General features: G+C 63.5%; 18 protein-coding genes and 1 tRNA gene. 10 read left to right on the top strand and 9 right to left on the bottom strand.

What is annotated here, in order from left to right; translation table 11 throughout:
• Positions 1–194: 194 nt before the first annotated feature.
• The 5 genes from ACTS1Z_RS09055 to ACTS1Z_RS09035 all read right to left on the bottom strand — a co-directional run bounded on the left by ACTS1Z_RS09055 (position 195) and on the right by ACTS1Z_RS09035 (position 4333).
• Positions 195–271, bottom strand: a tRNA-Arg gene (locus tag ACTS1Z_RS09055).
• 64 nt (positions 272–335) lie between these two features.
• Positions 336–743 (bottom strand): hypothetical protein, encoded by a 408-nt coding sequence (locus tag ACTS1Z_RS09050; protein ID WP_442624129.1) that lies wholly within the window; start codon positions 741–743, stop codon positions 336–338.
• A gap of 49 nt (positions 744–792) precedes the next feature.
• On the bottom strand, positions 793–1464 hold the full coding sequence (gene nth, locus ACTS1Z_RS09045) for an endonuclease III (RefSeq protein ID WP_442624128.1): 672 nt from the start codon (positions 1462–1464) through the stop codon (positions 793–795).
• The gene (gene dapB / locus ACTS1Z_RS09040) at positions 1465–2190 is read right to left on the bottom strand and encodes a 4-hydroxy-tetrahydrodipicolinate reductase (RefSeq protein ID WP_442624142.1); all 726 of its coding nucleotides are present in this window, start codon (positions 2188–2190) and stop codon (positions 1465–1467) included. It lies immediately after the preceding gene.
• Positions 2191–2320: 130 nt separating this feature from the next.
• On the bottom strand, positions 2321–4333 hold the full coding sequence (locus tag ACTS1Z_RS09035) for a sulfatase-like hydrolase/transferase (protein WP_442624127.1): 2013 nt from the start codon (positions 4331–4333) through the stop codon (positions 2321–2323).
• A 79-nt stretch (positions 4334–4412) separates the two neighbouring features.
• On the opposite strand from ACTS1Z_RS09035, the gene ACTS1Z_RS09030 reads away from it, so the two are divergent.
• Positions 4413–5114, top strand: a complete 702-nt coding sequence (locus ACTS1Z_RS09030) for an NAD-dependent deacylase (protein ID WP_442624126.1) — start codon at positions 4413–4415, stop codon at positions 5112–5114.
• A gap of 41 nt (positions 5115–5155) precedes the next feature.
• Complete coding sequence (locus tag ACTS1Z_RS09025; protein WP_442624125.1) at positions 5156–5662, top strand: manganese efflux pump MntP; 507 nt, start codon at positions 5156–5158, stop codon at positions 5660–5662.
• A 1-nt stretch (position 5663) separates the two neighbouring features.
• Here the strand turns inward: ACTS1Z_RS09025 and era are convergent, their stop codons facing one another.
• Genes era through lepB form a run of 3 tightly spaced genes read right to left on the bottom strand, consistent with a single transcriptional unit; the run spans position 5664 to position 8132 of the window.
• Positions 5664–6569: a GTPase Era gene (gene era / locus ACTS1Z_RS09020; RefSeq protein ID WP_442624124.1), complete on the bottom strand. Its 906-nt coding sequence runs from the start codon at positions 6567–6569 to the stop codon at positions 5664–5666.
• Positions 6566–7237 (bottom strand): ribonuclease III, encoded by a 672-nt coding sequence (gene rnc, locus ACTS1Z_RS09015; protein WP_442624123.1) that lies wholly within the window; start codon positions 7235–7237, stop codon positions 6566–6568. The genes era and rnc overlap by 4 nt, the downstream gene beginning before the upstream one ends.
• A 37-nt stretch (positions 7238–7274) precedes the next feature.
• Positions 7275–8132 carry a signal peptidase I gene (lepB, locus tag ACTS1Z_RS09010; protein WP_442624122.1) on the bottom strand — a complete coding sequence of 286 codons (858 nt, stop codon included), beginning with the start codon at positions 8130–8132 and terminating at the stop codon, positions 7275–7277.
• 175 nt (positions 8133–8307) lie between these two features.
• Between lepB and ACTS1Z_RS09005 the strand changes: the two genes are divergently transcribed.
• The 8 genes from ACTS1Z_RS09005 to ACTS1Z_RS08970 all read left to right on the top strand — a co-directional run bounded on the left by ACTS1Z_RS09005 (position 8308) and on the right by ACTS1Z_RS08970 (position 17392).
• On the top strand, positions 8308–8928 hold the full coding sequence (locus ACTS1Z_RS09005; RefSeq protein WP_442624121.1) for a hypothetical protein: 621 nt from the start codon (positions 8308–8310) through the stop codon (positions 8926–8928).
• A 138-nt stretch (positions 8929–9066) separates the two neighbouring features.
• Positions 9067–9786, top strand: a complete 720-nt coding sequence (locus tag ACTS1Z_RS09000) for a response regulator (protein WP_442624120.1) — start codon at positions 9067–9069, stop codon at positions 9784–9786.
• Complete coding sequence (locus ACTS1Z_RS08995) at positions 9783–11135, top strand: ATP-binding protein (RefSeq protein ID WP_442624119.1); 1353 nt, start codon at positions 9783–9785, stop codon at positions 11133–11135. Before ACTS1Z_RS09000 ends, ACTS1Z_RS08995 begins: the two co-directional genes overlap by 4 nt.
• A 40-nt stretch (positions 11136–11175) precedes the next feature.
• Complete coding sequence (gene pgi / locus ACTS1Z_RS08990; protein WP_442624118.1) at positions 11176–12657, top strand: glucose-6-phosphate isomerase; 1482 nt, start codon at positions 11176–11178, stop codon at positions 12655–12657.
• Between the two features lie 103 nt (positions 12658–12760).
• Positions 12761–14110: a glutathione-disulfide reductase gene (gene gorA / locus ACTS1Z_RS08985; protein ID WP_442624117.1), complete on the top strand. Its 1350-nt coding sequence runs from the start codon at positions 12761–12763 to the stop codon at positions 14108–14110.
• A 118-nt stretch (positions 14111–14228) separates the two neighbouring features.
• The gene (locus ACTS1Z_RS08980; RefSeq protein ID WP_442624116.1) at positions 14229–14453 is read left to right on the top strand and encodes a hypothetical protein; all 225 of its coding nucleotides are present in this window, start codon (positions 14229–14231) and stop codon (positions 14451–14453) included.
• 3 nt (positions 14454–14456) lie between these two features.
• Positions 14457–15842, top strand: a complete 1386-nt coding sequence (locus tag ACTS1Z_RS08975; protein ID WP_442624115.1) for a class I SAM-dependent methyltransferase — start codon at positions 14457–14459, stop codon at positions 15840–15842.
• Positions 15842–17392, top strand: a complete 1551-nt coding sequence (locus tag ACTS1Z_RS08970) for a sulfatase-like hydrolase/transferase (RefSeq protein ID WP_442624114.1) — start codon at positions 15842–15844, stop codon at positions 17390–17392. The genes ACTS1Z_RS08975 and ACTS1Z_RS08970 overlap by 1 nt, the downstream gene beginning before the upstream one ends.
• On the opposite strand, the gene ACTS1Z_RS08965 is transcribed toward ACTS1Z_RS08970, so the two are convergent.
• A complete protein-coding gene (locus ACTS1Z_RS08965; RefSeq protein WP_442624113.1) occupies positions 17356–18522 on the bottom strand; it encodes an NAD(P)/FAD-dependent oxidoreductase in 1167 nt (388 codons plus the stop codon). The genes ACTS1Z_RS08970 and ACTS1Z_RS08965 overlap by 37 nt on opposite strands.
• Between the last annotated feature and the right edge of the window lie 10 nt (positions 18523–18532).

Genomic DNA, 18532 nt, shown 5'->3' with positions numbered 1-18532 from the left:
AAAAAATCGCCCGTAACAGGGAGTTGGGCGAGACTTAATGCCCAATTGTGCATTGGCAAAGGCCAAACTGCCTTTCTCGGCCGAAGCCTGCGTCGCATCAGCGAACTCGAAACGGCCGCTCGTCGTACGGTGGGCCACGTACGTATTTAATACCCAGCGCATCGCTGGTCGGTGTTGTCGCGAGTGCGCGATCATGGCGCACCCGACAGGATTCGAACCTGTGGCCTCTGCCTTCGGAGGGCAGCGCTCTATCCAGCTGAGCTACGGGTGCGTGAGGCGAGCGCCTAGCAGGAAGCGCTGCCGCCCGCTAGCCCGTTTTTCGCTGCGCTAGGCGGCTATTCGCGTTCAGGAAACTCGACCGGCTGGAACTGGCCGAGGCCGCAGCTTGGGCCATTGAAACCCCCGCCAGCCGTTCGCACGACCGTGATGATGTCGGACGAACACAGGCGGCTCAGCGACGTTTCGTAGCTGAATGCTTCCTCGAAACCGAGGCCGCTGCAGTCCTGCGGCAATGTGTTGCGGTACACCCGGCCGCCCGTCATGTGGAAATCGATGGTCCGGTCGTCATGCACCCGCGTGTTGCGGATTTGCGCGAGCGGTATGCAGCTTTCAGGTTCGCCAACCGCTTCGGCCTGTTGCCAGCGCGGGATTTCGTCTTCGGCGGAGGACTGGGTCGGGACTAAGACCGCCGCGGCGGCAAGCGCCAGCCCGGCGAGCGGCAAAGCAAGAATTGATCGGTGCATGGCCTTCTCCTTGTAACGTCCGCATAGCCAATATCACATGAACGCACGTTTAAGCGTTTTGCGCCCGTTTCTGCGATGCCCTTTTCGGTGCCACGGTCTTCGGCTTGAACCGGCAGAATTCGGCGACCGGGCAGCGCCAGCATTCGGGCGTGCGCGCCTTGCACAGATAGCGGCCGTGCAGGATCAGCCAGTGATGGGCGTGCTGCTTGAAATCCTCCGGCGTCGCCTTTTCGAGCTTTTTCTCGACGGCGAGCGGAGTTTTGCCCGGCGCGAGCCCGGTGCGGTTCGATACGCGGAAGATATGCGTGTCGACAGCGATGGTCGGGATGCCGAAAGCCTCGTTCAGCACGACATTGGCGGTCTTGCGCCCGACGCCCGGCAGCGCCTCCAGCGCCTCGCGGTCGGCCGGAACTTCGCCGTCATGTTCGTCGACCAGTATCTGCGCGGCGCGGATGACGTTCTTCGCTTTCGTATTGAAAAGCCCGACCGTCTTTATGTGATCCTTCAGGCGTTCCTCGCCGAGCGCCAGCATCTGTTCGGGCGTGGTGACCATTTCGAACAACGCCTTGGTGGCCTTGTTGACCCCGACATCGGTCGCCTGGGCGGATAGCGCTACGGCGACGAGCAGCGTGTAAGGATTGACATAGTCGAGTTCGGTCTTCGGTTCGGGACGGTCCTCCGCCAGACGCGCGTAGAATTGATAGATATCGGCTTTCTTCATCTACAGGCCCAGCACGTCGCCCATCACGTAGCGCCCGGCGGGCATGTCGGCGAGCCAGCGCGCCGCCTTGATCGCTCCCCGTGCGAAGATTTCGCGACTTTCCGCACGGTGGCCAAGCTCGATCCGTTCGCCTTCCGAGGCAAATATCACCTGATGATCGCCCGCGACCGAACCGCCGCGCAGCGAGGCGAAGCCGATGGCGCCTTCGGTCCGAGCGCAATCGAGCCCGGCGCGGCCTTTCTCGGCGACTTCGCCCAGGGACTGCTTGCGACCGGCGGCCGCCACGTCACCGAGCAGCAGCGCGGTGCCGGACGGCGCGTCGACCTTGTGACGGTGATGCATTTCCACGATCTCGATATCCCAGTCCGCATCCAGCCGCGCTGCCGCGTTACGGACGAGATGGGCGAGCAGATTGACGCCGAGCGACGTATTGGCCGCCTGCAGTATCGCGATGTTCTTTGCCGCCGCGTCGATCTGTTCGTGATGCACTTCGCCGAGGCCGGTCGTACCGATCACGATCGGGGTGCCCGCTTCTCGCGCGGCAGTCAGATTGCCTTCGAGCGCGGCAGGAGCGGAGAAGTCGACGAGCACGTCGCTCGTCTCGGCCAGCGCGCCGATATCGTCGCCCGCATCGACGCCGCCCGCCAATTCGTCGCGGTCCTCCAAAAGAGCGGCGATGGTCTGGCCCATCCGTCCCTTGCTCCCGATTATTCCGATGCGCGTCATCATTTTCCTTTGCAAAGGCCACGAAAATCACAGGCACTAAAGCCGGAACTTCCGTCATTGCGAAATCGAGAATCGCCAATCGCTGTCGAGCGAACCATGACAGAAAGCACCGGCCTAGGACAGGTTTTGCCTAATCGGCCATTTGCACGTCGCGCCGCTCGAGTACGCCGAGCCAGCGTTGGTGCGCCCAGCGATCGATCAGACCGTCGGTTTCCTGCCGGATCGCCGATCGCGCGGGAAGATCGGCATAGCGGCGCCATGGACCGTCATCGACGCGCACCGCCTGGCGGCTGAGATCGAATACCGTCCAGCGTGCATTGCCGTCGACCGTGCCAATGCGTCCCGGTTGTTCGAGCGTGCCGAGATATTGGAAGACCTCAGTCTGCTGCGGCGTCGGTACATCGGCACCTGCGGCGCGCAGAATGATCGCGCGCATGTTCGCGAGGCCGACCGGCCGCCCGATGGCGATGCCCGGCCGGTCGATGATGAACGGGATCCGGGTCTGCTCTTCATTGAGCATATGGCCGTGGCCGAGAAAGCCGTCTTCGAACAGCGACTGGCCGTGATCGGATGTGATGACGATCAGACTGTCCTCGCGCACGCCGAGCCGGTCGAGGCGCTCGAGCAGTTCCGCGACCAGCAGGTCGTTATAGGCCATCGCGTTCCAATAGTTGCGCCGGACGCGGTCGCGATTGGCGAAGCTGATATCGCCGCGTGCGATCGGTTCGCCTTCGAGCAGCCATTCGCGGCCCGGCGCATGATAGGGGAAATGCGCTGACTGGAAGTTGAAATAGAGGAATTGCGGGGTCCGCCAGCTTTCCGGATCGCCCAGGTGCCGATCGAACTCGCGCAACACGATCCGGCCATCGACATAGAGCGATCCTTCGGCCGCGAAGCTGAAAGCGCGTTCCTCGCGCAATGTGTTCGCGTCGACGAAATGGCTGGCCCGGCGCATGCCGACGGTTTCGGCGATACCACCAAAATCTTCGGACTGACCGGAGAAGATGCCGACCTCGTAACCGTTGGCGAGAAAATCGCCGACCAGCGAAGGCCCGCCGGGGGCGGGGTCGAGCCGGCCCGTGAACAGGCTTTTGAGCGAGAAGCTCGTAAATCCGACATGACTGTAGGCCGCTTCGGCCTGGCTGCCTGTCGCAGCGATCCGGTTGACGGTGGGCATAAGTTCGCGGTCGTCGACGATCCGGCCGACGACATCGTGCCGGGCGCTCTCGAGGACGATGAGTATGACATGCGCGCGCGCGCCGGCGATTACCGGTGCGGTTTCGGGCGGCGGTGCTGTGAAACTGAGATCGCCACCGAAACCGTCTTCATCGATTCCATTGCCGGGTACGTCGAGTGCATAGGGATGGAGTGTGCTGTCGAAAGGCTGCCGATCGATGGGATGCGAATAGAAGCTCCAGCCGTCGCGATCGAAATCGGTCAGCTGATGGAGCGGCGTGGCCCAGAGTAGTACGGCGTTGAACCGGACGAGCGCGGAGCGCGTGTCGTCGATCCGGTTGGCGCCGAACAGCAAGAGCGGCAGGACGATCAGCGCAAGCGTCAACTCCCGCCGCGTCATGATCGCGCGATCGGGAAATGGCGGTTCCTTCGCCATGCGGCGCAGGAAGAGTGCGTTGCAGATCCAGTAGAAGAGCGCCGCGCCGCCTATGACGAGCAGGATCAGTCCGGTTTCACTGAGCACGTAGAGCAGTGCGTCGATTAGGCTGCCGCCGCCGAGATTCCGGATGATCTGGAAGCTCATGGCATCGCTGAAATAGGCGAGCGCCTGATATTTGGCGATCAGCGCCCCGCACCAGCCGAGCAAAACGAAGAACAGGAAGTTGAAATGGAACCGCACCGTGTCGGCTTGGCGCCCGTGCAGCCGCCGCACGAACCGGAACAGCAGATAGAAGACCATCGCCTGGCAGAGCAGCAGCGCGATCAGGAAAATACCGATTTCGACCGGCGTATCGAGGGTCCGCGATTGGCCGAACCCGCCGCCGAAGATCGCGAATTTGCGCTCGGCGAGCAGCAGTTCGAACATCAGCGCGATCGCCACCGTGCCGGGCAGCGTGAAGCGTGCGGCAAGTTCAAGCGCGCCCCGCCGGCTTCCACCGCGGGCCCCAATGGCGGCCTTGGATTTCATGTTGCTGATAAGTAGACGAGATTGGTTAAGACGAGATTGCTGTTGTGGCGCGGCGCTTCGCTTGGCTAAGGCGGTGCGCATGGCCGATATCCGCAACATCGTAGTCCTTACGGGCGCGGGGATCTCCGCCGAGAGCGGCGTGCCGACCTTTCGCGGGCCGGACGGGCTGTGGGAGGGTCACCGGGTCGAGGATGTGGCGACGCCTCAGGCTTACGCGCGCGATCCCGATCTCGTGCTCGATTTCTACGATCAGCGCCGCGCGAAGCTGCACACTGTCGCGCCCAATCCGGCGCATGAGGCGCTGGGCCGGCTCGACGCGGAATGGTCGGGCGAGTTGCTGATCGTGACGCAGAATGTCGACGATCTGCACGAGCGTGGCGGGGCGAAGCGGCTCCTGCACATGCATGGCGAGCTCAAATCGGGATGGTGCCTCGCCTGTGGCGACCGCCGGCCGTTCGAAGGGCGGATGGCCGAGCGGCCTGCCTGCGAAGCATGTGGCGAGAGCGGCAAGGTGCGTCCCGATATCGTCTGGTTCGGCGAGATGCCTTACGAAATGGATCGGATTGAGGCGGCGCTGTCGACCTGCGACCTGTTCGTCTCCATCGGCACGTCCGGCGCCGTCTATCCCGCCGCCGGTTTCGTCCAGACCGCCCGGCAGTTCGGCGCGGAGACGCTGGAAATGAATCTCGACCCTAGCGAGGGCAGCTTCTTCTTCCACGAAAGCCGGATGGGCAAGGCTGGTGAACTCGTGCCGGAATGGGTTGACCGGATGCTGAGCTAGCAATCGTGATTGCGTTGTTCGGCTTGGCTCTGGCGCTTGCCATGGATGCATTTGCCGTTTCGCTGGCGCAGGGCGCCGCTGGGCGTGTCCGCGTCGCCGATGCGCTGATACTCGCGCTCCTATTCGGCGCGGCGCAGGCGCTCATGCCGCTCTTGGGATGGGCGCTCGGCATAGCACTGGTCGGCTGGTTCGAGAGGATCGATCATTGGATCGCTTTCGTTCTGCTGACGGCGCTCGGCCTCAACATGATCCGCGCGTCACGCCACGATACTCAGGCAGGTCCGGCGCTGCGCGGCTGGCAACTCTTCGGCGCCGCCATCGCGACAAGCATCGATGCCGCCGCCGCTGGCATCACGCTGCCGCTTCTCGCGGTTCCGATCGGTTTCGCCTGCGCGATCATCGGGATCGTCACGGCGATCCTGTGTTTCGCCGGCGCACTCGGCGCGCGTCATATCGGCAAGCGCTTCGAGGGCTGGGCCGAGATTTTCGGCGGATTTGTCCTGATCGCGCTCGGCGTGAAAATCCTCGCCGAGCATCTCGCGGCTTAGGTCACTCCACCCAGTCCAGCCCGATGTCGCGATAGAGCGTTCGGTCTTCCTCCCAGTCGGGCTTCACCTTCACATGCAGGAAGAGATGCACTTTGCGGCCGAGCAGTTCGCCCAACTCTTGCCGCGCGGCCGAGCCGATCTGCTTGATGCGGCTGCCGCCCTTGCCGAGCACGATCGCCTTCTGGCTGTCGCGGGCGACGAGGATCTGCTGGCGGATCTCGACCGAACCGTCCTTGCGCTCGCTATAGCTCTCCGTGTCGACGGCGCTTGCATAGGGGAGTTCGTTGCGCAGTTGGTGATAAAGCTGTTCGCGGGTGACTTCGGCGGCGAGCAGGCGCTGGCTCGCGTCCGACACCTGGTCTTCGGGAAAGTGCCAGGCCCCTTCGGGCATCGCTTCGGCGAGCGCGGCCTTGAGGTCGTCCACCCCGTCGCCGGTCGTCGCCGAAATGAAGAATGTGTCACGCGGTTCCAGCAGTGCGTTGAGGCCGGCCGCGAGCCGCAGCAGTTCGTCCTTCTTGGCGATATCGACTTTGTTGAGGATCAGCAGCTTGGGCTCGGGGCGCTTGCGCAGCGTTTCCACCATCGCCTCGATCCCGCCCTTCAAGCCCGCCTTCGCATCGACGATCAGCGCGATCAGGTCCGCGCCCTCCGCGCCGCCCCAGGCCGCCGCGACCATCGCCCGATCGAGCCGCCTTTTCGGCGCGAAGATGCCCGGCGTATCGATCAGCACGATCTGGGTATCGCCTTCGATGGCGATCCCCATGAGGCGGGTACGGGTGGTCTGCGCCTTCGGGCTGGTGATCGCGACCTTCTGCCCGACCAGCGCATTTACCAGTGTCGACTTGCCCGCATTGGGCGCGCCGACTATCGCGACGAAGCCGCAGCGTTGGGAGGACGTATCGTTCATCCCAGTTTCTCCAGCAGCGCATGTGCGGCGGCTTTTTCGGCGTCCTGTTTCGACGAACCTTCGGCTTCGGCGCTGTCCCGATTGGGAATTTCGACGCGGACCGTAAAGTTCGGGTTGTGCTGGGGGCCGCTGCGATCGACGATGGTGTAGACGGGCGGCTTGGCCCGGTTGGCGGCAGCCCATTCCTGCAGCGCGCTCTTGGGATGCTGGGGCGCGCGGCTCATGCCTTCGACGCGGCTTTCCCAGACCTTGTAGACGAAGCTGCGCGCGGCATCGAAGCCGGCATCGCGGTACAGCGCGCCGATCAGCGCCTCCATCACATCGCCGAGGACATTGTCGCTATTCGCGCTGCCATCGTCGCGCGCCTGTTTGCCGAGCCGGATATGGGGTGCGACGCCGATTTCGCGGGCGATCTCCGCGCAGGTGGTCCGCGATACGAGCGCGGCGAGGCGGCTGTTGAGCTTGCCTTCGGGATCCTTCTGATGGCGCTCGTACAGCCAGGTCGAGACGATCAGCCCGAGCACCCGGTCGCCCAGAAATTCGAGCCGCTGGTAATCGGCTTCGCCAAGGCTCGGATGGGTGAGGGCGCGGATGAAAAGCGTCAGGTCGTTCGGCCGGTGGCGCAGCGTATCGGTCAGCCAGGCCTGAGTATCGGGATTATCTCTCATTGCGGGGCTCTGTAGCGTCGGCAAACACGCCGCACCATCAAAATCCGGTGCCGATCCTGTCCCAGCGCGCCGCGGTGAACCAGCTTATCGGGTTGATCCAGCGCGCCGAGCCGTCCGTCGACCAGAAGACGACAAGCGCTTCGCCGACGATATACTCTTCCGGCACGAAGCCGATGCCGCCACCCGGCTCAGCCGTGAACCGGCTGTCGGCGCTGCGGTCGCGATCGTCGCCCATCAGGAAATAATGACCGTCGGGTACGGTGAATTCTTCGGTCGTGTCCGCCGTGCTGTCGCCCGCATCGAGGATCGCGTAGCTGCGCCCGCTAGGCAGGGTCTCGCGGTAGCGCGGCGTATAGCAGACCAATGATCCGTCTGCGGCGCTCTCGATCCTGCTCGTACTTCCGGCCGATCCGACACATGCGCTCGCATTTTCGACCGGTTCGGCGAACTCTTCGATTTCCTCGCGCGTCACCGCTTCGCCGTTGAGCAACAGATCGCCCGCGATCATCTGCACGCTGTCCCCCGGTAGCCCGATCACGCGCTTTACATAGCTGCTGTCCGGCTCCGCGGGTGAGCGGAAGACGACGACATCGCCGCGATCCGGGCGGCCGCTGCCGATTCGTCCCTCAAAGAGATCGGGCGAAAGGGGAAAGCTGTAGCGCGAATAGCCATAGGGCCATTTCGCCACGAACAGATAATCGCCGACCAGCATCGTTGGCGTCATCGAGCGCGAGGGGATGTTGAACGGCGCGATCACCAGACTGCGCAGCACGATCGCGAGTATGGCGAGCGCCACTATCAGGCGCAGCCATCCCAACAGCGTCCGGTGGCGTGGCTGCGGCAGAAACGGTTGAGGCGACCCGTTGCCGGTTTTTTCGTCCAGCTCTCTAAGCATCGGGCGGCCTCTTCACGAGCGCGCCGCGCGGGTCAAGACCGGGCCGGGTCCGATTTGCGACAATTTGCGACACTTTTCCGGCGATCCGACAAATGCCTGCGACATTCGCATTCTATTCCCGATGCCGTGGCGGGAAACCCCGCCGGATCGGTTTTTACGGTAAAGGATTATGATCATGAGAAAGATTGCCCTGATTTCGAGCGCCGCCGCCGTGCTGGCCGCCGGCGCCGCCATCGCCCAGCCGCACGGCATGCGCGCCGATGCCAATGGCGATGGAAATCTTACGCGCGCCGAACTCAACGCTGCGCTCGACGAACGCTTTGCGCGCGCGGACGCCAATGGCGACGGCGCGATCGACCAGGCAGAACGCGAAGCGGTCCGCGCCGAACGCCGGCAACGCTGGGCGGAACGCCGGGCCGAACGTCGCCAGAATGGTCGTCGCGGCGGCCGGATGGCGCGTCTCGATACCAATGGTGACGGCGTTATCACGCGCGACGAAGTCCCAGGTGAACGCGGTCTCGCCATGTTCGACCGAGTCGATACCAATGGCGACGGCCAGATCGATCAGGCCGAACGGCGGCAGGCCCGCGAGCGGATGCGCGAACTCCGGGCCGAGCGTCGTGCCAATCGGCCGAACCCGGATGCGAATGGCGACGGCCTGATCACGCGCGACGAGTTGGCCGCCATGGCCTTTGCCCGGTTTGACCGCACCGACGCGGACGGCGACGGCGTCGTCACCCGTGAAGAGCGTCGCGCCGCGCGCGCTGCCCGCCGTGCGGAACGGCAGGGCGGATAGGGCGCTCTCCCGGTTCCCGGCCGCGCGTTTGCCCCTCCCCAACGAAAAGCGCGCGGCCCGTGGCGGGCAGCCGGTGCCTTCCCTGGCCGGCTGCCCGCCATATCGCCTGGCGCTCTATCCCGCGCTATGACCGGCTCGATGACGACCAAACCGCATCTCCTGCTCGTCGAGGACGAGCGCAGCATTCGCGAGCCGCTCGCCGCCTTTCTCGGCAAGAACGGCTACCGCGTGACCCAGGCTGCCGATGCCGATGCCGCGCGCGCGGCGCTGGCCGGATATGCGATCGATTGCGTCATCAGCGATATCATGATGCCGGGCGAGGACGGGCTCAGCCTGACCCGTCATATCCGGGAAACGAGCGAGACGCCGGTCATTCTGCTCACCGCCAAGTCCGAGGAGACCGAGCGGATCGTCGGGCTGGAAATGGGCGCCGACGATTATGTCGTGAAACCCTTCTCGCCGCGTGAGCTGCTCGCACGGGTGAAAGTGATATTGCGCCGGGCCGGGGCAGGGGGCGTGCATCAGCGCGCGCCCGATCAGCAAAGCTATGGTTTCGGCGGCTGGGTGCTTAAAGCCGGGGAGCGGACACTGGTTGACAGGGAGGGCGTGTCCGTTGCGCTCTCGACCGGCGAATATCAGTTGCTGCTCGCGCTCGTGACGCATCCGCAGCAGGTGCTCTCGCGCGATCAGTTGCTCGATCTCACCCAGGGCCGCGAAGCGAATGCGTTCGATCGCGCCATCGACAATCAGGTCAGCCGGCTGCGCCGCAAGATCGAAACCGATCCCAAATCGCCGGTGCTGATCAAGACGGTCTGGGGCGGCGGCTACACGCTCGCAACGGACGTCAAGAAACTGTGAAACGGCTCTGGCCCAAAAGCCTGTTCGGCCAGCTCATGCTGCTCGTCGCTCTTGCGCTGTTCGTCGCGCAGGCGATTAATCTCGCGATGCTGGCGCGCGCCGGAGAGCGGTTGCGCTTCGCCGAGGCGGCGGGCCCGGTCGTTGCGCGGATCGTCACCGCAGCCGAGCGGATCGAGGCGGGTCTGCCGGTGCGCGCGCAGCGTTTCCGACGGCGCGGCATGATGAGTGTGGACGCGCAGAGCGCGGTTCGCACGGACTCTCATCTGCGTGTCGCAGAATATGAAGGGCGGCTCGCAAACGCGTTGCAGGAAAATGGTTTTTCGCCCCGCGCGGTCGAGATCGGGCGCGCCGATATCGGGCAACTGCGACTGCCAAGACGCTTCCAGCGGCGCATGGAAGAGCGGCGCGCGCCCGATATCTTCCGCGTCTCCGTGCAGCTCGAAAACGGCCAATGGCTCAACAGCTGGATGCGGGTGCGTCCGGGCGGGATCGGCGCGCTCATTTCGATCATCGCGCAGACGGTGATCCTTTATGGCGCGCTCCTGTTCGTGCTCTATCTCTTTGCGCGGCGCATCTCCCGGCCTTTACGGTCGCTCACCGGCGCGGTCCGCGAGTTCTCCGACGGCAATGGAGAAACGGCGGTGCCGGTCGAAGGACCGCGGGATGTTGCTGGCCTGATTGAGGCGTTCAACGCCATGCAGGTCCGGATCGCGGCCATGCTCGGCGAGAAGGATCATATGCTCGGCGCGATCGGCCACGATTTGCGCACGCCCCTGGCCGCCCTGCGCATCCATGCCGAAAATGTTTCCGACGAAGCCGAGCGCGCGCGGATGGTCGAAACGATCGAGGACATGACCGAAACGCTTGACGATATCCTGTCGCTTGCGCGGCTCGGTCGGCCTAGTGCGCAATCCGAACCGCTCGACCTCACCGCTCTGGTCGACAGCGCGATAGAGGATTTCCGGGATGTCGGCGCGCCGGTCGCGTTCGAGGAGAGCTACAAAGCGGTCGTCGAGGGGCGGGCCAATCTCTTGAAGCGCGCGATCCGCAACCTGATCGACAATGGCATTCGCTATGGCGAGGCTGTCACGGTACGGGTGCGCCAGGCGGACGGCTCGGCTATCGTCGAAATCGACGACCGGGGGCCGGGCATCGATGTGGCCGAACTCGAAACCGTGTTCGAGCCGTTCGCGCGACTCGAGGGGTCGCGCAATCGCGCGCGCGGCGGATCGGGACTCGGGCTCGCGCTGGCCCGTGCGATCGTGCGCGAACATGGCGGCGAACTCACGCTCGCGAACCTCCCGGAAAAGGGCCTGCGCGCGAGCCTGTCGCTGCCCCTGCGCGCCTAACGGCTTGCCGCACCATCGCGAGCACGCCAGAAGGGCGGCCATGTCCGATACCGACACGCTATGGCAGGCCATCGAAAGCGCCGCGCCGACCCGCCTGACCGACCTTTTCGATGCCGAACCAGATCGGCTGGAGCGACTGACGGTCGAAGAGGCCGGTCTCTATTTCGATTTTTCCAAGACGCATCTCGACGCCCGGTTGATCGACAGGTTCGTCGAACTGGCAGAGGCGCAGGATCTGGCGGGCAAGCGTGAAGCGCTGTTCGCGGGCGAAGCGGTGAATGCGAGCGAGGGGCGGGCCGCCGAACATATGGCGCAGCGTGGGCAGGGCGCGCCGGACAGCGTCGCGCTCGCCAATGCCCTCCACATGCGGATGCGCGCGCTGATCGACGCAATCGAGGCCGGGGCGCTCGGCGAAATCCGCCATATCCTCCATCTTGGCATCGGCGGATCGGCGCTCGGTCCGGATTTCGTCATCGATGCGCTGGGCCGGGAGGATCCGGCTTATGACGTCGCCGTCGTCTCGAATGTCGACGGCGTGGCGCTCGAGGGGCCGTTCCACCTGTTCGATCCCGAATATACGCTCGTAGTGATCGCATCGAAAAGCTTCACCACGGCGGAGACGATGCTCAACGCCGAAAGCACGGTACAATGGCTGCGCAATGCGGGGATCGCCGACCCTTATGGCCAGATGGTCGCGCTCACGGCTGAACCGGACAAGGCGGTAGATTTCGGTATCGACGAGACGCGCGTTCTGCCTTTTCCCGAAACGGTGGGCGGCCGCTATTCGCTCTGGTCGTCGATCGGTTTTCCGATTGCGCTGGCGCTGGGCTGGGAGGCGTTCGAGCAGCTGCTCGAAGGCGCGGCGGCGATGGACCGACATTTCCGTCTGGCGGACTGGCGCGATAATGCGCCCGTGATCGCGGCTTTCACCGACCTCTATTATACGCAAGCGCGCGGCGCTGAGACGCGCGCCGTTTTCCCTTATGACGAGCGCCTTCGCCTCCTAGCGCCCTATCTTCAGCAGCTCGAAATGGAGTCGAATGGCAAGGCCTCTGACCGGGCGACGGCGGCCATCGTGTGGGGCGGCGTCGGTACCGATGCGCAGCATGCGGTGTTCCAGCTCCTGCATCAGGGCACCCATCTCGTGCCAGCCGAATTCGTCGCCGTCGCCGAGGCCGGGGACCATCGTGATCCCGCGCATCACGAGCAGCTGCTCGTAAACTGCTTTGCGCAAGGCTCAGCACTCATGACCGGGCGGGCATCGGACGATGCGGACCGCAACTTCCCGGGGGACCGGCCATCAAGCACGATCCTGATCGAGACGCTCGATCCGGCAAGCCTCGGCGCATTGCTCGCCTTCTACGAGCACCGCACCTTCGCAAATGCGGCCTTGCTCGGGATCAATCCCTTCGACCAGTTCGGCGTCGAGCTCGGCAAGGATATCGCGCGCGCAATCGCGGACGACGAGGACGCGCTAACGCTCGATCCGTCGACCCGCGCGCTGATCGATCGCGCGCTGTAAGGCGGACGCAGGCGATCACTCTGATCGGGAATCCCGAGGTTGCGTGTAACGTCGGGCCTACCCAGATCGAACGGCAAACAGAACAACAATGCGGGAAATTCCAATGGCCGAATATGACTATGACCTTTTCGTGATCGGCGCCGGCTCCGGCGGCGTCCGCGCGGCGCGCGTTTCTGCGGCCTATGGCGCGAAGGTCGCGATCGCCGAGGAGCACAAGGTCGGCGGCACCTGCGTGATCCGCGGCTGCGTGCCGAAGAAGCTGCTCGTCTACGGCGCGCATTTCGCAGAAGACCTGAAGGACGCTAGGAAATTCGGCTGGAAGCTCGATGGCGAGCCCGATTTCGACTGGGCTACGCTGCGCGACAATGTGCTCTCCGAGGTGGAGCGGATCAACGGCGCTTATACCGACACGCTCAATAGTCATGACGTGGAGATTTTCCACGAGCGCGCGACGGTCAGCGGACCCAATGAGATCACGCTCGCGAGCGGCGATACGAAAACGGCGAAGTACATCCTGATCGCGACCGGTGCATGGCCGCATGTGCCGGAGTTTCCGGGCAGCGAGCATGTGGTAACCTCCAACGAGGTCTTCCACTTGGAAGAATTGCCGCGGCGCGTCGTGATTGCGGGCGCCGGCTATATCGCCAACGAATTTGCCGGGATTTTCAACAAGCTCGGCAGCCGCGTGACGCTCGTCAATCGCTCCGACGTGATCCTGCGGCAGTACGATCATTCTATCCGCGACCGGTTGCTGCAGATCGCCACGACGAAAGGCATCGAATTCTGCTTCCATGCGGAGTTCGAAAGCATCGAGAAGCAGGACGACGGCAGCCTGTTGGTCAAGGTTACCAACCATGAACCGCGCGAAGCCGATCTCGTGCTCGTGGCCACAGGCCGCGTCCCCAATACGGACGGGCTGGGTCTCGATAGCGCCGGCGTCGAGCTGGACGAGGACGGCGCGATCAAGGTCGACGAGTATAGCAAGACCAATATCGACAGCATCTATGCGGTGGGTGATGTCACCAACCGGGTGCAGCTGACGCCGGTCGCGATCCGCGAGGGCCATGCTTTTGCCGACACGGTGTTCAATGGAAAGCCGACGACGGTGGATTATGACTGCATCCCGTCCGCCGTGTTCAGCCATCCGCCGCTCGCCGGCGTCGGTATGACCGAGAGCGAGGCGCGCAACACGCTTGGCTCGATCAAGGTCTACCAGTCGGACTTTCGCGCGATGAAGAACGTCCTTGCCGAGCGAAACGAACGCGCGCTCTACAAGATGATCACCGATGCCGATACGGACCGTATTGTCGGGCTACACATGATCGGCCCGGATGCGCCGGAAATCCTGCAGGCAGCGGCGGTTGCCGTGAAAGCGGGGCTCTCCAAATCCGATTTCGACAATGTCGTGGCGCTCCACCCGACCATGGCGGAAGAGCTGGTGCTGCTGCGCTAGGCGAGCCGCTTGCCGGGCTGCGCACGGTAGGATTAACGCGGCTTTTGGCTGTCAGTTTATCCATTTCTTAACGATATTGCTTCAACTCTCGCCGTCGGAACACTGACGGAGGGTTTTGATGGGTATTTCTGAAAGGCATCTGGGTGCTTTTGCTGTGCTGACCGTTTTCGGCACGGCGCCGGCTTTCGCATATCTCGATCCGGCGACGGGCAGCATCATCATCCAGGCGGTTGTCGGCGCGGTTGCCGGCGGCCTGCTCTACGCGAAACTGTTCATGAATAAGGTTCGTAACCTGTTTTCGCGCAAGAGCAGCGACGCTGCATCCGAAAACACCGAAAACTAAGCCATGATCAGTCCGGACCCGGGTTCCTTCAGGGACCCCAGCGGTCGCGTCTTTATCGAGGACGACCGCGTGCTTCGTGCCATCTATGAAATGGGCCGCGACAATTTCGAGGCCGTGCAGCAGGCGGGCATTCTCGATGCGCTGATTGCGAAAGGCTTGCTCGTCGAGGCGGAAGAGGCGGACGCCGCCGCCGCCGACGAACTGGAACCCAGACCCGCGCACCTCCTCGCGCATCCCAAAATCCCGTTCATCTCCTATCCCTATGAATGGACCTTCTCGCAACTCAAGGCGGCGGCGCTCTTGCATCTCGAGCTGCATCTCGAAGCGCTGAACTCCGGTTTCACGCTATGCGACGCCACTGCCTATAATGTGCAGTTTCGCGGCACCGAGCCCGTATTCATCGATCACCTGTCCATCGTTCCCTATGAGGATGGCGAGATATGGGCCGGGCATCGTCAATTCTGCATGCAGTTCCTGAACCCGCTGATTCTCTGGGCGAAGCGCGGCGTTGTTCCCAACGCCTGGTACAGAGGATCCGTCGAAGGCATTCCGCCGGAAGATCTGGCGGCGGTACTGGGCTGGAAAGACAAGCTGTCCTTCACCGTGCTTGCCCATGTCGTCACGCAGGCCAAGGCGCACAAACATGCGCTGAAAACCGAGACCAAGGAGAAGATCGTCAAGACGCGCAAGCTCCCGAAACGGTCGCTTGTGGCCATGCTGGAGGGCTTGAAAAGCTACATATCGGGCCTGGAGCTGCCGGGCGGCCGCTCGGTCTGGTCGGACTATGCCGAGGACAACAGCTACAATGCCGAAAAGCGCGCGGAAAAGCACGATTTCGTCGCGTCGATGGCGGCTTCCGTCCAACCCGAGATGATGTTCGATATCGGCTGCAACAGCGGCGATTTCACGCAAACGGTGCTTGATGCGGGGGCGCAATCCGTCGTCGCTTTCGATTTCGACTATGGTGCGCTGGAGCGTTGCTACAGCCGCTTCGCCCAGTCCGGAGAGTCGGTATTGCCGCTCTGGCTCGACGCCGCCAATCCGAGCCCGGCGCAGGGATGGGCCAATGCGGAACGGGCGAGCCTCGGCGATCGGGGCAAGATCGACGCGATGGTGGCGCTGGCCGTGATCCATCATATTGCCATCGGCCGTAACGTGCCGCTCGACATGGCTGTCGACTGGCTGATTGGTCTCGCGCCTTATGGGGTTATCGAGTTTCCGAACAAGGATGATGTGATGGTTCGCAAATTGCTGGCCAATCGCAAAGATATCTTCCCCGATTATACCGAAGAGGCGTTCCTCCACCATGTCGGCAAGCGCGCAGCGATCGTCGAACAGAAGAAGCTCGGCGCAGACGGCCGCATGATCGTCCAGTATCGCCGGAAGTAATGCTCGACAGGTTGGCCCGGAGCTGGTTCGCGAAGCTCCCGCTCGCGGGCTTCGTGATTCCGTGCATCGTGTTCTTCGGCCTTTGGCGGAGCAATGCGGACCGGCTCGGCTATGAAGATGCGTTGCCGACCGGGCTGATCTTGCTGACCGTCCTGCTTCTGTTGCTGATCGCCCTGCACTTTGTCGGCAAGAGCTGGGTCAGAGCTGGTTTCATGCTCGGAATATTGGGGGCGTATGTATTCTATGCGCCGGCGCTGACGCGCATGCTCGCTTCGCCCTGGATCGAGGCGGGTGCACTGGCGCTGGGTGCGTTGGTCGCGGTCGATCTGATGCGCCGTATCCCCGACGAACCGGACCGGCTCGCCCGGACCAATGCTATGCTGAACCTCGCCGCCGCACCGTTGATCCTGATCTTCGCCGGCCAGGCCGCCAGCGACCAGTATCGATTGGAGAGCGGACGGCCGGATACCTCTGACATGTTCCCCGCGTTTGAAGCCCATGCGAGCACCGACAGTCCCGACGTTTGGCATATCGTGATGGACCGTTACGGGCATCGCGAGACGCTGGAGCGCGTCTACGGTTATGACAATCGCCCCTTCCTTGCCGCGCTGCGCGAGCGGGGTTTTGCAGTCAACGACACTGCCTATGCGAACTACCAGCGTACAGGCCATTCGCTCGCTTCGACGCTCAATGCCGATTATCTGGGCCCCTTGTCCGAGGTAGACGGTCTGATGGGCATGGACTGGGTGCCGATTTATCGCGCGATGCGGGACAATCGGGCCGTGCAGTTTTTCAACAATGCCGGTTACACGACGGTTTTCGCCGGCACCTGGTGGAATCCTACCCGGCGTAGCGGCAGCGCATCCGAGAATGTCAACATGCGCGATATGCCCGAACTGGCGCGATTGCTGATCGAGCAATCCGTGCCCGGGCGTATCCTGGATCTGATGGATCTGCCCTATGGAAACGGCCGGACGGATCAGTGCCTGCGCGAAACGCACAAATTCGACTCGCTACGGGATTTGGCGGCGCAGGACGATCAGAAATATGTGTTCGCGCATTTCCTCGTGCCGCATCCGCCCTATGTGATCAACGCCGATGGCACCTGCCGTTCGCTGGCCGAAGCGGAAGGTGCGTCGCGGCGCGATAATTATGTCGGCCAGCTCGAATATGCGAACCGCGAGCTGCTGGCGCTCATCGACGCGATTCAGGCTGGTCCACGTCCGGCGACCATCATTCTCCAGGCCGATGAAGGGCCATGGCCCGAGCCGCATGTCGGCGACGAACGTTATATCGGCCGCGACCCGGTGGCCGTGGATTGGGATGCACTCGGTCCTGATGCCCTGCAGGAGAAAATGGGTATCCTGTTCGCGATCCGTCATGCCAATGGCGCACAAGCCAATATCCCGGCGAGCCCGATCAACATCTATCCGGCGATCCTCAGGCAGAGTTTCGCGTCGGCAATGCCCGATCGGCCCGATCGGCACATGGTCTTCGTCGACAATGGCGCACTCTATACTTTTGCCGATGTCGAGGATCGGCTGAACTGATTGCCCAGCCGTGCGGGTGAGAGCATTTCTCGCCGTATATCCTGTGCAGCCAGTTCCCCCGGCCAATCGAGATCGAGCGCCAACGCTTCGGCGGCCATCGCCATGGCGGGCGATGTCTGAAGGCCGAAGCCGCCTTGCCCCGCCAGCCAGAAGAATCCCGGCGCGTCGGGGGCATATCCCGCGACCGGGCTCTTATCCGGCGCGAACGTCCGCAGGCCCGACCATTTGTGATCGATGCGCTTGATCGGCATCGTCGTCGCCTGCTCCACCTGCCAGGCGGCAAGGGCGATCGCTTCCTCGTCGGGTTGTGCATCGCACGGTTCGCTGGGCGTTTCGTCCATCGGCGATGCGAGCAGCCGCCCCGATCCTTCGGGCAGCATGTAGAAGCCCGCGCCGACCGTCTTGGTGAACGGCCAGTCTGAGACATCGGTTCCCTCGGGCGGTCGGAAAGCGATGATCGTGCGTTTCAGCGGCGTAAGGCCGAGCGGGTTGACGTCCGCCATGCTGGCCAGTGTATCGGCCCAGGATCCGGCCGCATTGACGATGCGCCGTGCCGCGTAGCTCTCGCCCGGCGTATCGACGATCCAGCGTTCGCCATCGCGGCGGATTGCCTCGACAGGCGCATCCGTGACAAGCTGCGCGCCGGCCGAGCGCAGCACCCGGATATTCGCTTGGAGCATCGCATCGCTATCCAGCTTGTAGGCGTCGGGATCGTAGAGACCAGACGCGAAACCGTCCGGCCCTGTCTTGAGTACCGGCACGATGCTCTGCAAATCCGTACCCGCGATGCGCTCGGCGTCGGGCGAATGGGCGAGGGTGGTTTCGGTCAGCCGGTCGAGCTGCTGCTCCTCCTCCGCACGTGCCACAAAAAAGGCGGCCATACGCTTGGCGAGCGGCGGGTGATCGCCTTCCGGCGGTGCGGCGAACACGGCCTTGCTCATTGCGGTGAGTTTGTGGACCAGGCCGTCGCCGATCCCGAAATGGCAGAAGGTCGCGCTGCGGCCGGACGAATGATAGCCGGCGGCGCTTTCGCGTTCGATCACGAGCGTTTCGCTGTGCCGCGCGATGCGGGCGGCGGCGGAGAGGCCGGCGATGCCGGCGCCGATGACGAGCGTGTCTATGGTGCGCATGAAAGTGGCT

The sequence above is a fragment of the Parasphingopyxis sp. genome, from assembly GCF_052168295.1.
Classification (GTDB): domain Bacteria; phylum Pseudomonadota; class Alphaproteobacteria; order Sphingomonadales; family Sphingomonadaceae; genus Parasphingopyxis.
Note: the sequence above shows the minus strand (reverse complement) of the source record. Positions and strands in the feature narration are given on the sequence as shown.

What these genes read in the sequence shown, in the direction of transcription:
- ACTS1Z_RS09050 (WP_442624129.1), bottom strand. Translation starts at nt 743, where the DNA reads ATGCACCGATCAATTCTTGCTTTGCCGCTCGCCGGGCTGGCGCTTGCC.
- nth (WP_442624128.1), bottom strand. Translation starts at nt 1,464, where the DNA reads ATGAAGAAAGCCGATATCTATCAATTCTACGCGCGTCTGGCGGAGGAC.
- dapB (WP_442624142.1), bottom strand. Translation starts at nt 2,190, where the DNA reads ATGACGCGCATCGGAATAATCGGGAGCAAGGGACGGATGGGCCAGACC.
- ACTS1Z_RS09035 (WP_442624127.1), bottom strand. Translation starts at nt 4,333, where the DNA reads ATGAAATCCAAGGCCGCCATTGGGGCCCGCGGTGGAAGCCGGCGGGGC.
- ACTS1Z_RS09030 (WP_442624126.1), top strand. Translation starts at nt 4,413, where the DNA reads ATGGCCGATATCCGCAACATCGTAGTCCTTACGGGCGCGGGGATCTCC.
- ACTS1Z_RS09025 (WP_442624125.1), top strand. Translation starts at nt 5,156, where the DNA reads ATGGATGCATTTGCCGTTTCGCTGGCGCAGGGCGCCGCTGGGCGTGTC.
- era (WP_442624124.1), bottom strand. Translation starts at nt 6,569, where the DNA reads ATGAACGATACGTCCTCCCAACGCTGCGGCTTCGTCGCGATAGTCGGC.
- rnc (WP_442624123.1), bottom strand. Translation starts at nt 7,237, where the DNA reads ATGAGAGATAATCCCGATACTCAGGCCTGGCTGACCGATACGCTGCGC.
- lepB (WP_442624122.1), bottom strand. Translation starts at nt 8,132, where the DNA reads ATGCTTAGAGAGCTGGACGAAAAAACCGGCAACGGGTCGCCTCAACCG.
- ACTS1Z_RS09005 (WP_442624121.1), top strand. Translation starts at nt 8,308, where the DNA reads ATGAGAAAGATTGCCCTGATTTCGAGCGCCGCCGCCGTGCTGGCCGCC.
- ACTS1Z_RS09000 (WP_442624120.1), top strand. Translation starts at nt 9,067, where the DNA reads ATGACGACCAAACCGCATCTCCTGCTCGTCGAGGACGAGCGCAGCATT.
- pgi (WP_442624118.1), top strand. Translation starts at nt 11,176, where the DNA reads ATGTCCGATACCGACACGCTATGGCAGGCCATCGAAAGCGCCGCGCCG.
- gorA (WP_442624117.1), top strand. Translation starts at nt 12,761, where the DNA reads ATGGCCGAATATGACTATGACCTTTTCGTGATCGGCGCCGGCTCCGGC.
- ACTS1Z_RS08980 (WP_442624116.1), top strand. Translation starts at nt 14,229, where the DNA reads ATGGGTATTTCTGAAAGGCATCTGGGTGCTTTTGCTGTGCTGACCGTT.
- ACTS1Z_RS08975 (WP_442624115.1), top strand. Translation starts at nt 14,457, where the DNA reads ATGATCAGTCCGGACCCGGGTTCCTTCAGGGACCCCAGCGGTCGCGTC.
- ACTS1Z_RS08970 (WP_442624114.1), top strand. Translation starts at nt 15,842, where the DNA reads ATGCTCGACAGGTTGGCCCGGAGCTGGTTCGCGAAGCTCCCGCTCGCG.
- ACTS1Z_RS08965 (WP_442624113.1), bottom strand. Translation starts at nt 18,522, where the DNA reads ATGCGCACCATAGACACGCTCGTCATCGGCGCCGGCATCGCCGGCCTC.